The sequence below is a fragment of the Streptomyces sp. NBC_00102 genome (assembly GCF_026343115.1).
Taxonomy (GTDB): Bacteria; Actinomycetota; Actinomycetes; order Streptomycetales; family Streptomycetaceae; genus Streptomyces.
The window spans coordinates 4974597-4988835 of the sequence record NZ_JAPEMC010000001.1 but is presented as its reverse complement, the minus strand read 5'-3'; the positions used below and the strand labels follow the sequence as shown (position 1 = coordinate 4988835).

The following is a 14239-nucleotide window of genomic DNA, read 5'->3' as shown; positions in this document are numbered from 1 at the left end:
CGGACCCACACCTCCCGCCCCTCCGCCCGGACCTCTCCGCCCGCCTCGCAGCCCAGGCCCGCCCACCCGGGGCCGACGGCCCGATGTCGGTGGCGCCTGTCACGATGACCGGACACCGCGACGATCGGGCGGGACGCATGGGCGCCCGGAACGTCGCCCCCGCCACAACGGCACCGCGTCGGTCCACGTTCCCGTCCCCGTCCGGAAGGTCCGCATGAGCTGGGACGTCCTTCTCCTCCGCCTGCCCGACAGCGTCACCTCGGTGCGGGACCTGCCCGACGACTACACCCCGCCCCCACTCGGCCGGCCGCCGGACGTACTCGCGGCCGTGAGCCGGGCCGCCCCCGGAACCGACCTCTCGGACCCCACCTGGGGCACACTCCTCGGGCCCGCCTGGTCCATCGAACTGGGCATCGGCGGCGACGACCCCGTGGACTCGGTCATGCTAACATCCGCGGCTCCGGCGACGACGCGCTCACACCCGTCCTCCGCCTCGCGGACGCCCTTGGCTGCAAGGCGCTGGACTGCTCCACGGGGGACCTGATCTCTCTGCGGGAACTCTCCGGGTGGCACGGCTTCCAGGAGTTCCGCGACCGTGTGATCGAGTGGTGACCACCCGCCCCTCCGGAAGAGCTGTGCCCTCCGCGGGGAGATTTCTGTGCCCGCGAGAATAGTTTTGAGTACACCGCGCACGAAGCGTTTCAGCCGGGCGACCGGAACGGAATTGACACCCCACCTGCCCACAGCTGCCGCGTGCTATCGTCGAACCCAGTTGCCGTGGCCCTGGAATTCTGAGCACCCTCGTCGACCTTTCTGACGACTGGGCGCCTTTCTCGTTTTCGGTCCTTTTCGGACGACGCATCACCGCGGCGACCCGGCATCCACGCACTGCGGTTTCCGGCGTAATGCCCCAAGGAGATATGACATGGCGTCCGGCACCGTGAAGTGGTTCAACGCGGCCAAGGGTTTCGGCTTCATCGAGCAGGAGGGCGGCGGCCCGGACGTGTTCGCCCACTTCTCGGACATCGCCGCCGAGGGCTTCCGCGAGCTGCTCGAAGGACAGCAGGTCACCTTCGACATCGCACCGACCCGGAAGGGCCCGACGGCGGAGAACATCGTTCCCGTCCGACCGTGATACGCCCGGTTTCATCCCCACGGAGCACCGCCGTTTCACCACCGCAGTCGATTCACCGCAGACCTGATCCGATTTCGCATTCCGTTCGGCGCATTCTCGACATTCCCGCGGTGAATTTCGCCCGCTGCGGGAATTCCTTGATCGGCGCCGCATCGAGGAAGGTTCCTCTTGGGCCCCGTTCGTACGGACAGACTCTCCTTCCACATTCGCCCCGCCGACGCCGTCCATCCTTTCGATGACGAAGCCCGCGAACCGCGGGTCGGCGACGACATGACCGTCGAGGTGGCTCTGTCGGTCATGGCCAGTGCCCGCGTCGATCACCTGCTCGTCTGCGACAACGACGGACTGCGCACCGGGTCGGTCACCCTGGCCGGGCTCGGCGCCGTCCGGGACGGGGCCTCGTACACGGACCGGATCCAGTTGCGCGACCTCCTCGCCGCCGACCGGGACGGTGCTCCGGCCCTGGCCCACTGAACCGACCCGCTCAGCACGACAGCAACCACCCCTTCTCTTCTCTCTGTGAGGCATCATGCGCTGCGTCATCGCCCGCTTCCCGTTCGAGCTCACCAAGAGCGGAGTCCTGGAAGCCATGAAGGGCATCAAGCCGGAGCCGGCCGTCGGCGAGTGCGTGATCGTGGGCCGCCGCACCTACCCCGTGAAGCAGGTGGGCCAGGTCATCACCCGCCAGGACCGCCGGGACTTCAGCGCCGGCGAGGTCCTCCGGGCCATGACCCAGCTCGGCTTCACCTGCCCCGCGGTTCCCCGCGCGGCCGCGCCCGTGACCGACACGTTCCAGCACGCGTCCGAGCTGCTCGGCGCTCCCGCAGCCGCCTGAGCCGGGGCGAACCCCGGCCCTGTCAGAAGTGCGTGGCGGTCCCGAAGGCGCGGCGCAGCAGGGCCATGTCGTGCAGGTCGCGCGGAGTGGGTTCGTACCCCTGGTGGAAGTAGGCCTGCTGCTCGGCCGAGAGGCACGGGACGCGCGTGCCCCCGATGGTGCCCGTCACGAAACTGGTGGCGGGGTACCGGAAGGGGCGGTCCGGTTCGGGCGACGCCTGTACGGCGGAGCCGTCGGCGGCGAAGACCAGCGGATGCAGGTCCAGCTCGCGGTACGACGGGGACGACGACCGGCCCGCCGGGGAAGGCGACCTGCGCGACGGGGACGACCGGCCCGACGGGGACACCCCGTCCTCCGAGGACGTGAGGACGAACCGTACGGGGCGCTGGTCGAGGCTCTCCGTGAAGCCGGCGCCCGCCAGTGCGGCCAGCACGGCGGGCTCCTGGTCCCGGCGGTGCATCAGGTCGAGGTCGCGGTGGTCCCGGGTCTGCTCGCCGATCAGCGCGTCGATCCCCCAGCCGCCGCCGATCCAGACCTCGGCCCCGGCCCGCCGCAGCAGGGACAGGACGGACAGCACCTCTGCGGCCGTCGTCATGCGGACATCCTTCACTCCCGGGGTGTGCCGTCCCAGCGCCACGTGGCCGGCCGGGGGCACCCGGGCAGGTCGGCGCGGCCGGTCGCCCACAGCAGCGTGGTCCAGGGGTCCGTGTCCGCCGGGGCGTCCGGGAACAGCCGGCCGAGCACCCGCGAGCAGAGGCCGGCGGGCGGGTTCCAGGGAAGTTCGAGCCCCTGGGTCAGGTCGTGGGTGTGCACCAGGGTCTCGACGATCCCCATGGCGGCGAAGCCCTCGGGGTCGGAGGCACCGTAACAGTGGTCGGCGAGGGTGTGCGGGGGCTTCGTGCGCACCATGGCGACCAGCAGCGCGCCGCTGGCCTCCAGCACCTGGAGCAGGCCGTCGGGACCGGCCTCGCGGTCCGCGTGGATCGCGTTGGCGGGACCGCCGGGCCGTCGGCTCTCCCACAGGAACGGCACCTCGCCCTTCATGGGCGGTGTTCGGGGGCCCAGTTGCGCGGCGTACGCGAAGAGGTCGTCGCTGAGGTGCTCGACGGTCTCCCAGCAGGTCCACTCGAGCGAACCGGCCTTTCCGTCCCATGCGGCCGAAGGCGCGTGCTGGAGGGCATCGACGGCGAGCACGACGGCGAGGTCGAGGTCGTCCGCGGTGACGGGGGGTCGGGAGGAACGGGTCTCGGCTGATCGGGACATGGCGAGACCGTACCCCGGCGGGCAGTGGCCCCGCGGCCGTTCAGCCGGCGTCCCGCATCCGGAGGTGGTCCAGGGCCAGGTCCAGGGCGGATTCCAGCGGGCCGAGGCGGCCGGTGGCGATCAGGGTAAAGGCGCCTCCCTGCACGGCGGCGAGGACCGACTCCCCCGCGCGCTCCGCGTCCGGGGTGGCCGACATCAGACCCTGGCGCTGCATGTCCCGTACTCCGGCGGCCAGATGGGCCTGCCAGCGGTCCATCAGGTCCTCGGCCACGGCGCGCACCTCGGGGTCGTCCCCGGCGAGCTGGCCGGTGAGGACGTTGAGCGGGCAGCGGCGGCCCTGGCGGCGGTAGTGGTCGAGCACCGCGTCCCGCCAGGCGTCCCAGGCGGCCCAGCTGGTGAGGTGTGCGAGGTGGGGCTGCTGGTCGGCGAGGATTGCCTCGGCCTCGTGCCGGGCGACGGCGACGAGGAGGGCGGACCGGCCCTCGGGGAAGTAGTGGAAGAGCTGGCTCTTGCTGGTGCCGGTCGCGCCGCGGATCTCGTCGAGGGAGACCTCCGGCCCGCGCTCGCGCATCAGCTGGGCGGCGCCGTCGACGATGCGCTGCCGCGTGGCGGCGCCCTTGCTGGTCAGGCCTTGTGCCACGGGTCCGCTTCCTGGGGGTGCAGGGGGCGCCCGGCGGTGCCGCCCGGGAGGCGCGCGTACCGGATTTCGCCTGGTCGGCCCATCGTATAACCGGGCGTACGGGCCACGGGGGTACCGGCCCGGGCCCGCCGGACGCGTCCGCACCTGCGGGCCCGCCCGGCGCGGCCACCGCGATGGGGCCCGGGTTCAGGCCGCGATCACCGCGGTGGAGGTCCGGCCGCCGTCCACGTCCAGGACGATGCCTTGCACGAAGGAGGAGTCGTCGCTCGCCAGGTAGACGACGGCTCGGGCGATGTCCTCGGGCCTGCCGTAGGTGCCGGCCGGGGTGCCGTTCATCATCACGTCGCCGGGCAGCGGTTCGTCGGAGGGCTCGTGGACCACACCGGGCGAGACCGCGTTGACCCGTACTCCGGACGGCCCGAACTCGGCGGCCCAGGCGCGGGTGAGGGTCTCGACGGCGCCCTTGGTGGAGCTGTAGAGCGCGTTGGAGGCGACACCGAGGCGGGTGATCCAGGAGCCGAGGTTGACGATGGCGCCGCCGCCGGCCGCCACCATGGCCGGGGCCACGGCAGCGGTGAGGAAGAAGGGGGCCTTCACGTTCACCCCGTACACCTGGTCGAAGGTGGCCTCGTCGGCGGTGGTCGTGGTGGAGGGCGGATAGATGCCCGCGTTGTTCACCAGGATGTCGATCCGGCCGCCGAGCACCTCGGTGCTCCGGTCGGCGAGCGACCGGGAGGCGGCGGCGGTGCCGTCCAGGTCGGCGGCGACGAAGTCGGCCCTCCCTCCTGCGGCCCGGATCTCGGCCACCACCCGCTCACCGCGCCCGCTGTCACGGCCGGACACCACGACATGGGCCCCCTCGGCGCCGAGGGCCAGCGCGATGGCCCGTCCGATGTTGCTGGTCGCGCCGGTGACCAGCGCCGTCCTCTTGTCCAGTCGTGCCGTCATGACTGCCGCACTCCTTCTCGGAACCCAGATTGGACCGTACGGTTCAAAGTTAACCCACAGTGGACTGTGTAGTCCATTTCTTGGGGCGTACGGGGCCCGGACACGACCGGGCAGGTGGGAGACCTATCCGCGCAGGCGCTCCAGAGCCTTTTCGAGGTTGCGGCGGGTCGCCTCTTCGGCCGCCTGCGGGTCCCCCGCGACGATCGCGGCAACGAGGTCCTCGTGGGCCCGGGCGTCGCCGCCGCCCGGGCCGCCGTGCACGTCGCCGTCGGCCACCGCGTCCCGGGCGGCGACCCGGAGCGCGCCGAGGAAGGAGTCGAACACCTGGGCAAGGACTGGGTTGTGGGCGGCGGCGACCACCGCGTGGTGCAGTCGCAGATCGGCGTCCACCAGATCGGCGTCGGAGCAGGCGGCGCTCCGCTCGGCCAGCAGCTCACCGAGGACGGCGGCGTCCTCGTCGGTACGCCGGATCGCGGCGAGCCGGCCCGCCTCGACCTCCAGGGCGATCCGCACCTCGTACACGTCGGCGACGGCCGCCCGGCGGAGCCCCCGGTCGAACTCCTCGACGGGCGCGGTGGAGACCACGTAGGTGCCGGAGCCCTGCTGGGAGCGGAGCTGCCCGGAGGCGATCAGCGACCGGACCGCCTCCCGGCCGGTGGACCGGCCGACACCGAGCAGCCTGCTCAGTTCGACCTCACCGGGCAGCCGGGCGCCCACCGGCCAGTGCTCCGCCGCGAGCAGGCGGCGCAGTTCGGCGACCGCGCCTTCGACGAGCGAGGTGCGCTGCACCGGCCGTACCGCCATGGGTGACGCTCCCTGGGACCGAGGGGTGGAATGGGCTCCGACGAGGAATGGCGGCGTCGCCACCGACCCCGCCACTTCTCAGATGCTCGGACAACTTAACCGACGCTCCCGGAACCCTCCTGTCCCCCGGCCACCGCCGCCGCCGGCACGTACGGCGTCCGTTCCCGCAGCCGCAGCGCGGCGAGCAGGCTGATCACGAGGAACGCGAGCACCACCCCGAAGGTGACGCGCAATCCGTGGGCGTCGGCGAGCCGGCCGAAGAGCGGGGAGCCGAGTCCGCCGACCGACATGGTCAGCCCCAGCGTGACGCCGCTTGCCGTGCCGGGTCGGTGGGGCAGGTAGTCCTGGGCCAGGGTCACCTGCGAGGAGAACGGTACGAACAGGGCGAAGCCCAGTACGGCGACGCCGATCGCACCGACCGCCACCCCGGGGGCGAGGACCAGCGCGGCCATCGCGGGCACCGAGACGACGTACCCCCAGCGGATCGCGGCCAGGCGCCCGTAACGGTCGGCGGCCCATCCTCCGGCCAGGGTCCCGGCCGCCCCGGCGAGCGTGAACGAGGTCAGCACGGCCGCCGCGGCCCCCTGCGAGCTGTCCAGCTCACGGATCATGAAGAGGGAGACCAGGGACACCGTCGTCACGTAGGGGACGGACCAGCAGGCCGCGACCACGACCAGCCGGCCGAACAGGCGCCAGTCGTCGGGGACCCCGGAGCCGCCCGAGCGGGAACCCGCGGCCGGGTCGACCACCGTGGCCTCCGGGATGCCGCGGGCCCGCATCCAGGGCCCCTTGGCCACCCAGAGCGCGGCCATCACCAGGGCGGGTACGGCGAGCAGCCAGGTGCCCCGCAGTCCGGCGGCCCCGACCACCAGCGTGACGCACCCGGGGGCGAGCGAACCGCCCAGCGTGCCGCCGACCGAGAAGACGCTCATCGCCTTCTGCGAGCTTCCGCCCGCCGCCCGCGCCTGGTTGGTGGCGGGCGGATGGTAGGCGGCGATGCCGATCCCGGCGACGGCCGCGCAGATCCAGGTGAGCAGGTAGCCGGAGAACAGCCCGGTACCGGCCACGCCCGCCGCGGCCACCAGGAATCCGGCGGGCACCAGCCAGGGCCGGGGCGAGCGGTCGGCCAGCGCTCCGAAGAGCGGCTGCACCACGCTGGAGAGGCCGGTGGCGGCGAGCGAGATGCCCGACAGTGCCGAGTAGCTGTAGTGCCGTTCGGAGACCAGGAACGGCAGGAGCGCAGGCAGGGCCCCCTGGTACAGGTCGTTGACCACGTGGGTGCCCGTCAGGAACCCCAACTGCCCCTTCCGTACGCCGTGGGCACCGGCCGCACCCCCAGCCACGTCCGGCCGCGGCACGCGGCTCCCCCTCTGCCGCCGCGGTTCGCCGCGGCCCGTCGTCATCGTCATCGCCGGTTCCCGTCCGTCGCTCATGCACGCCTCACTCCTCAGGTCCTCTGAGGAGTTGGGGTACGGTAACAGGACTCCCGCACCCCGGACAACGGCGCCCGCCGGAACCTGCCGGACGGTGTCCTCGGCGGAGCCGCGGTCGTTGACGGGTGGGCCCCGCCGACGGAGACGGCCTGCGCCCCCCGGCCACCCCGCACGCCCGGGCGGCCACGCCCGGCCGCCGCCACCGGCCACCGAGCGCACCGCGACGACCCGCCACCACCCGTGCACCGTCAAACAGTTGGCGCCACGGGCACCCACGGGGCCAGGATGGACGGCCTCGACCCGTCCGCCGCCACCGGAGACCGGAGAGCACCCACCATGCCCGTCAGCCCTTCCCCCCGCCTTCACGCCGACCCCACCGCCCTCGCCCCCGTCACCCTCGACCGCCGCGACGGCCCCTTCGGCGAGGTGGTGCTGCGCGAGCGGGGCGAGCACTTCGAGATCATCGCCAACGGATGCTTCCTCATGGACACCTCGGACGGCCGGTCAGAGCGGCTGCTGATCGACGCGGCGCTCGCGGCGCTGCCGCCGGCGCGCCCGGCCCCCTCGGTGCTCATCGGCGGGCTGGGGGTGGGCTTCTCACTGGTCCGGGCCGCGACACGGGAGCGCTGGGGCCGGATCATCGTGGTCGAGCGGGAACCGGCGATCGTGGAGTGGCATCTGCGGGGTCCGCTGGACCGGATTTCGGGCGGCGCCCTGGCCGACCCCAGGACCTCGATCCTCCGCACCGACCTGGTCGAGCACCTCCGTACGACTACGGAGCGTTATGACGCACTGTGTCTGGACATCGACAACGGTCCGGAGTGGACCGTGACCGACGACAACGGAAGCCTTTATTCCCCTTCCGGCCTCGCCCTCTGCCGGGAACGACTGACTCCGGGGGGCGTTCTCGCCATCTGGTCCGCACAACCGTCCGAATCGTTCGAACAGGCTCTGCAAAGTGCCGGATTCGAGGGGGTACGGACCGAAGAGGTGTCCGTTGCCCGAGGTGTGCCCGACGTGGTTCATCTCGCACTTCGGAACTCCTGAGCACCCCGCCGGGGTATCCAGCCGGGCGGGGATACCCGGACAAGGCACGCTTTCCTCCACCCCGGCCGGGGTATCCCTTCCAGACGGGGCACAACCCTGCGTAGCCGAAAGGCGTCCGCTGCATCTACGCTGCTGCCCGGCAGACGGACCACACACGCAAGAAATAAACGAGCGAAGACCGCGGCCCCCGGAGGAATGATCTCCGCGGGAGCGGGCAGGGGCGGGGCGATGGAACAGACACACACCAACCACAACGGCGTCGCGGCCACCCCCGGAGCGCAGCGCCGGGTGCTGGTGGTCGAAGACGACGCCACGATCATCGATGCCATCGCCGCGCGTCTGCGGGCGGAGGGCTTCCTGGTGCAGACCGCACTGGACGGCCCGGCCGCCGTGGACGCGGCCGAGGCGTGGCAGCCCGATCTCATGGTGCTCGACATCATGCTCCCGGGCTTCGACGGCCTGGAGGTCTGCCGCCGGGTGCAGGCGCAGCGCCCGGTGCCGGTGCTGATGCTGACCGCGCGGGACGACGAGACCGACATGCTGGTCGGGCTCGGGGTCGGCGCGGACGACTACATGACCAAGCCGTTCTCCATGCGGGAGCTGGCGGCCCGGGTGCACGTACTGCTGCGCCGGGTCGAGCGGGCCGCGCTGGCCGCGGTGACGCCGCGCAGCGGGATCCTGCGCCTCGGCGAGCTGGAGATCGACCACGCGCAGCGCAGGGTCCGGGTGCGCGCCGACGACGTCCATCTGACGCCGACGGAGTTCGACCTGCTGGTCTGCCTGGCGAACACCCCGCGCGCGGTGCTCTCCCGCGAGCAGTTGCTCGCCGAGGTCTGGGACTGGGCGGACGCCTCGGGCACCCGCACGGTCGACAGCCACATCAAGGCGCTCCGCCGCAAGATCGGCGCCGAGCGCATCCGTACGGTGCACGGTGTCGGTTACGCGCTGGAGACCCCGGCAGCATGACCCGTTCCGGGCCCGGCCTGCGCCCGTTCTCGATCAAAGCCAAGCTGGGCACGCTCGTCGTGGTGTCCGTCTTCATCACCACGGGGCTGCTCGTGGTGGCGCTGCGGACCCGGACCGAGTTCCAGTTCATCACCGTGTTCTCGGTGATCGCGACGCTGCTGATAACCCAGTTCGTGGCACACGGGCTGACCGCGCCGCTGGACGAGATGCGGGCGGTGGCCCGGTCGATCTCGCACGGCGACTACACGGGCCGGGTCAGCGGGGCGGGGCGCCGGGACGAGTTGGGCGACCTCGCGCAGACGATCAACCGCATGGCGGACGACCTGGAGGCGGTGGACCGGCACCGCAAGGCGCTGGTCGCCAATGTGTCGCACGAGCTGCGGACCCCCATCGCGGCGCTCCGCGCGGTGCTGGAGAACGTGGTGGACGGGGTGTCGGCCGCGGATCCGGAGACCATGCGGACGGCGCTCCGGCAGACGGAGCGGCTGGGCCGGCTGGTGGAGACGCTGCTGGACCTGTCGCGGCTGGACAACGGTGTCGTGCCGCTGAAGGCGGGCCGTTTCGAGGTGTGGCCCTATCTCTCCGGCGTATTGAAGGAGGCGAACCTCGCGGCCTCGCGCCGCCGGCTCTCCTCGGGCTCGGGCAACCACTCCCGTACGGACGTCCATCTGCACCTCGACGTCTCCCCCGCCGACATGACGGCGTACGCGGACACCGAGCGGCTGCACCAGGTCGTGGCGAATCTCATCGACAACGCCGTGAAGCACAGTCCGCCGCACGGCCGGGTGACGGTGCTCGCGCGACGGGGTCCGCAACCTGAGTCCCTGGAACTCGAAGTGATCGACGAGGGCCCGGGCATCCCGGAGGCCGAGCGCCACCGTGTCTTCGAGCGGTTCAACCGGGGTCAGAACCCGTCCCCGCACGGGCCCGGCAGCGACGGTGGCACGGGACTGGGACTGGCCATCGCCCACTGGGCGGTGGATCTGCACGGTGGCCGCATCAGAGTGGCTGAATCCACACAGGGATGCCGGATTCAGATCACTCTTCCGGGGATGTCACCGGCCCGCAGTTGACATATGGTTCGAACGAAAGGGACGTGATCATGGTCCCTCGTCACCAGGGATACGGCCGGAGGGGCCGTAGCCGTCTCCCTGACTACCCGAAGCGCAGCGGAACCCCGCTTGTTTCCCGCCAATCCGAGCTCCGAAACCCGCCTTCAGATGTGATGTGCACGACGATGAGCGGCCCGGTCTGCAAGGAACGGCGCGGGAGGCGTAGCCTTGATTCCCGCTGTCCATCACCTTGTGAAGCGGAAGAGGGCGGTTGCCGCCGTGTCGTCTCAGTCCCCCAGTAACTCGACCATCTCGACCGACCAAGCAGGCCCGGGAATCAACCCGGCCGCTGCTTTCGGTGCCAATGAATGGCTCGTCGACGAGATCTATCAGCAGTACCTCCAGGATCCGAACTCCGTCGACCGTGCCTGGTGGGACTTCTTCGCCGACTACAAGCCGGGTTCCGCCGGTACGGCGGACAAGCCCGGAGCCGCAGCCCCGGTAGCGCCTGCCGCACCGGCGGCCCCTGCCGCACCGGTGACGCCGGCCGCCGCGCCCGCCGTCGAGAAGGCCGCGCCCGCGCCGGCCGCCCCGGCAGCCCCCGCGAAGCCCGCAGCCGCTGCCCCGGCCGCCCCCGCCGCCCCCGCCGCCCCGGTGGCGCCCCCGCAGCCGGCCGCGCCCGCCGCCCCGAAGGCTCCGGCCGCGAAGGCTCCCGCCAAGGCCGCTCCGGCGACCGAGTCCACCGGCGGACCCGAGTACGTGACGCTGCGCGGCCCCTCGGCCGCAGTGGCGAAGAACATGAACGCCTCGCTGGAGCTGCCCACGGCCACGTCCGTGCGCGCCGTCCCGGTGAAGCTGCTCTTCGACAACCGCATCGTCATCAACAACCACCTCAAGCGCGCCCGCGGCGGGAAGATCTCCTTCACGCACCTCATCGGGTACGCGATGGTGCAGGCCCTCAAGGCCATGCCGTCGATGAACTACTCCTTCACGGAGAAGGACGGCAAGCCGACCCTGGTCAAGCCGGAGCACGTCAACCTCGGCCTGGCCATCGACCTGGTCAAGCCGAACGGTGACCGCCAGCTCGTGGTCGCGGCCATCAAGAAGGCCGAGACGCTCAACTTCTTCGAGTTCTGGCAGGCGTACGAGGACATCGTCCGCCGCGCCCGCATCGGCAAGCTGGGCATGGACGACTTCACCGGAGTCACCGCCTCGCTGACCAACCCCGGCGGCATCGGCACCGTCCACTCGGTGCCGCGCCTGATGCCCGGTCAGGGCCTCATCATGGGCGTCGGCGCGATGGACTACCCGGCGGAGTTCCAGGGCACCTCGCAGGACACCCTGAACAAGCTCGGCATCTCGAAGGTCATGACGCTGACCTCGACCTACGACCACCGGGTCATCCAGGGTGCCGCCTCCGGCGAGTTCCTGCGCGTGCTCGCGCAGCTGCTGCTCGGCGAGAACGGCTTCTACGACGAGATCTTCGAGGCGCTGCGCATCCCCTACGAGCCGGTCCGCTGGCTCAAGGACATCGACGCCTCGCACGACGACGACGTCACCAAGGCCGCGCGGGTCTTCGAGCTGATCCACTCCTACCGGGTCCGCGGCCACGTCATGGCCGACACCGACCCGCTGGAGTACCGCCAGCGCAAGCACCCCGACCTGGACATCACCGAGCACGGCCTCACCCTGTGGGACCTGGAGCGCGACTTCGCGGTCGGCGGTTTCGCCGGCAAGTCGATGATGAAGCTCCGCGACATCCTCGGTGTGCTCCGTGAGTCGTACTGCCGCACCACCGGCATCGAGTTCATGCACATCCAGGACCCGAAGCAGCGCAAGTGGCTCCAGGACCGGGTCGAGCGTCCGCGTTCGCAGCCCGAGCGCGAGGAGCAGCTGCGGATCCTGCGCCGCCTCAACGCGGCCGAGGCGTTCGAGACCTTCCTGCAGACGAAGTACGTCGGCCAGAAGCGCTTCTCCCTGGAGGGCGGCGAGTCCGTCATCCCGCTGCTCGACGCCGTCATCGACTCCGCCGCCGAGGCCCGCCTCGACGAGGTCGTCATCGGCATGGCCCACCGCGGCCGCCTGAACGTCCTGGCGAACATCGTCGGCAAGTCGTACGCGCAGATCTTCCGCGAGTTCGAGGGCAACCTCGACCCGCGTTCGATGCACGGCTCCGGCGACGTGAAGTACCACCTGGGCGCCGAGGGCACCTTCACCGGTCTGGACGGTGAGCAGATCAAGGTCTCGCTCGCCGCGAACCCCTCGCACCTGGAGGCGGTCGACCCGGTCCTGGAGGGCATCGCCCGCGCCAAGCAGGACATCATCAACAAGGGCGGCACGGACTTCACGGTCCTGCCCGTCGCCCTGCACGGTGACGCGGCCTTCGCCGGCCAGGGTGTCGTCGCCGAGACGCTCAACATGTCGCAGCTGCGCGGCTACCGCACCGGTGGCACCGTGCACGTGGTGATCAACAACCAGGTCGGCTTCACCGCCGCCCCGGAGTCCTCGCGCTCCTCGATGTACGCCACCGACGTGGCGCGCATGATCGAGGCGCCGATCATCCACGTCAACGGTGACGACCCGGAGGCCGTGGTCCGCGTCGCGCGCCTCGCCTTCGAGTTCCGTCAGGCGTTCAACAAGGACGTCGTGATCGACCTCATCTGCTACCGCCGCCGCGGTCACAACGAGGGCGACAACCCGGAGTTCACCAACCCGCAGATGTACACCCTGATCGACAAGAAGCGTTCGGTGCGCAAGCTCTACACCGAGTCGCTCATCGGTCGCGGCGACATCACGCTGGAAGAGGCCGAGCAGGCGCTCCAGGACTTCCAGGGCCAGCTGGAGAAGGTCTTCGCGGAGGTCCGCGAAGCCACCTCGCAGTCGGCGGCCCCGCACGTCCGCGAGCCGCAGGCGGCCTTCCCCGTCGCCGTGGACACCTCCATCTCCTCCGAGGTCGTCAAGCGGATCGCCGAGTCCCAGGTCAACATCCCGGAGCACATCACGGTGCACCCGCGCCTGATGCCGCAGATGCAGCGCCGTGCCGCCTCGGTGGAGAACGGCACCATCGACTGGGGCATGGGCGAGACCCTCGCCATCGGTTCGCTGCTGATGGAGGGCACCCCGGTCCGGCTCGCCGGCCAGGACACCCGCCGCGGCACGTTCGGCCAGCGCCACGCGGTGCTGGTCGACCAGGTGACCGGCGAGGACTACACCCCGCTGCTCTACCTGACCGAGGAGCAGGCCCGTTACAACGTCTACGACTCGCTGCTCAGCGAGTACGCGGCGATGGGCTTCGAGTACGGCTACTCGCTGGCCCGCCCGGAGTCGCTGGTCGTCTGGGAGGCGCAGTTCGGTGACTTCGTCAACGGCGCGCAGACCGTCGTGGACGAGTTCATCTCCTCGGCCGAGCAGAAGTGGGGCCAGACGTCCGGTGTCACCCTGCTGCTGCCGCACGGTTACGAGGGCCAGGGACCGGACCACTCGTCCGCCCGCCCGGAGCGCTTCCTGCAGATGTGCGGCCAGGACAACATGACGGTCGCCATGCCGACGCTGCCGTCGAACTACTTCCACCTCCTGCGGTGGCAGGTGCACAACCCGCACCACAAGCCGCTGATCGTCTTCACCCCGAAGTCGATGCTCCGCCTCAAGGCGGCGTCCTCGAAGGCGGAGGAGTTCACCACCGGCGGCTTCCGCCCGGTGATCGGTGACGCGTCGGTGACGCCCGAGAACGTCCGCAAGGTCGTCTTCTGCGCCGGCAAGCTGTACTACGACCTCGACGCCGAGCGTCTGAAGCGCGGCGACACGGAGACCGCGATCATCCGTCTGGAGCGCCTGTACCCGCTGCCGGGTGCGGAGCTCCAGGCCGAGATCGCCAAGTACCCGAACGCCGAGAAGTACCTCTGGGCGCAGGAGGAGCCGGCGAACCAGGGTGCGTGGCCGTTCATCGCGCTCAACCTGATCGACCACCTGGACCTGGCCGTCGGTGCCGACGTCCCGCACAACGAGCGTCTGCGCCGCATCTCGCGGTCGCACAGCTCGTCGCCGGCCGTCGGTTCGGCCAAGCGCCACCAGGCGGAGCAGGCTCAGCTGGTCGCCGAGGTCTTCGAGGCCTGACCG

The 14239-nt window shown here is 71.1% G+C and carries 13 protein-coding genes; 7 read left to right on the top strand and 6 right to left on the bottom strand.

Features of this window, described 5'->3' with window-relative positions:
• Positions 1 to 925 precede the first annotated feature (925 nt).
• The 3 genes from OHA55_RS22425 to OHA55_RS22415 all read left to right on the top strand — a co-directional run bounded on the left by OHA55_RS22425 (position 926) and on the right by OHA55_RS22415 (position 1970).
• A complete protein-coding gene (locus OHA55_RS22425; protein ID WP_266709054.1) occupies positions 926 to 1135 on the top strand; it encodes a cold-shock protein in 210 nt (69 codons plus the stop codon).
• A gap of 270 nt (positions 1136 to 1405) precedes the next feature.
• The gene (locus tag OHA55_RS22420; RefSeq protein ID WP_323180485.1) at positions 1406 to 1609 is read left to right on the top strand and encodes a hypothetical protein; all 204 of its coding nucleotides are present in this window, start codon (positions 1406 to 1408) and stop codon (positions 1607 to 1609) included.
• Positions 1610 to 1664: 55 nt separating this feature from the next.
• Positions 1665 to 1970: an SCO5918 family protein gene (locus tag OHA55_RS22415; RefSeq protein ID WP_266709052.1), complete on the top strand. Its 306-nt coding sequence runs from the start codon at positions 1665 to 1667 to the stop codon at positions 1968 to 1970.
• Between the two features lie 22 nt (positions 1971 to 1992).
• Here the strand turns inward: OHA55_RS22415 and OHA55_RS22410 are convergent, their stop codons facing one another.
• The 6 genes from OHA55_RS22410 to OHA55_RS22385 form a co-directional block, all read right to left on the bottom strand.
• Positions 1993 to 2565, bottom strand: coding sequence for a nucleotidyltransferase domain-containing protein (locus OHA55_RS22410; RefSeq protein WP_266709050.1), 573 nt, complete (start codon positions 2563 to 2565; stop codon positions 1993 to 1995).
• Between the two features lie 11 nt (positions 2566 to 2576).
• Positions 2577 to 3233, bottom strand: coding sequence for a hypothetical protein (locus OHA55_RS22405; RefSeq protein ID WP_266709048.1), 657 nt, complete (start codon positions 3231 to 3233; stop codon positions 2577 to 2579).
• Between the two features lie 40 nt (positions 3234 to 3273).
• Complete coding sequence (locus OHA55_RS22400) at positions 3274 to 3873, bottom strand: TetR/AcrR family transcriptional regulator (RefSeq protein ID WP_266709046.1); 600 nt, start codon at positions 3871 to 3873, stop codon at positions 3274 to 3276.
• A 186-nt stretch (positions 3874 to 4059) separates the two neighbouring features.
• Positions 4060 to 4821, bottom strand: a complete 762-nt coding sequence (locus OHA55_RS22395; protein WP_266709044.1) for an SDR family NAD(P)-dependent oxidoreductase — start codon at positions 4819 to 4821, stop codon at positions 4060 to 4062.
• A gap of 123 nt (positions 4822 to 4944) precedes the next feature.
• Positions 4945 to 5625, bottom strand: coding sequence for a FadR/GntR family transcriptional regulator (locus OHA55_RS22390; protein ID WP_266709042.1), 681 nt, complete (start codon positions 5623 to 5625; stop codon positions 4945 to 4947).
• 95 nt (positions 5626 to 5720) lie between these two features.
• Positions 5721 to 7058 carry an MFS transporter gene (locus tag OHA55_RS22385; protein WP_266709040.1) on the bottom strand — a complete coding sequence of 446 codons (1338 nt, stop codon included), beginning with the start codon at positions 7056 to 7058 and terminating at the stop codon, positions 5721 to 5723.
• 336 nt (positions 7059 to 7394) lie between these two features.
• Between OHA55_RS22385 and OHA55_RS22380 the strand changes: the two genes are divergently transcribed.
• From OHA55_RS22380 to OHA55_RS22365, 4 genes are all read left to right on the top strand, one after another.
• Positions 7395 to 8105, top strand: a complete 711-nt coding sequence (locus OHA55_RS22380) for a spermidine synthase (protein WP_266709038.1) — start codon at positions 7395 to 7397, stop codon at positions 8103 to 8105.
• Between the two features lie 228 nt (positions 8106 to 8333).
• Positions 8334 to 9071, top strand: coding sequence for a response regulator transcription factor (locus OHA55_RS22375; RefSeq protein ID WP_266709036.1), 738 nt, complete (start codon positions 8334 to 8336; stop codon positions 9069 to 9071).
• Complete coding sequence (locus OHA55_RS22370; protein WP_266709034.1) at positions 9068 to 10144, top strand: ATP-binding protein; 1077 nt, start codon at positions 9068 to 9070, stop codon at positions 10142 to 10144. The genes OHA55_RS22375 and OHA55_RS22370 overlap by 4 nt, the downstream gene beginning before the upstream one ends.
• A gap of 258 nt (positions 10145 to 10402) precedes the next feature.
• On the top strand, positions 10403 to 14236 hold the full coding sequence (locus OHA55_RS22365) for a multifunctional oxoglutarate decarboxylase/oxoglutarate dehydrogenase thiamine pyrophosphate-binding subunit/dihydrolipoyllysine-residue succinyltransferase subunit (protein ID WP_266709032.1): 3834 nt from the start codon (positions 10403 to 10405) through the stop codon (positions 14234 to 14236).
• The last annotated feature ends 3 nt before the right edge of the window (positions 14237 to 14239 follow it).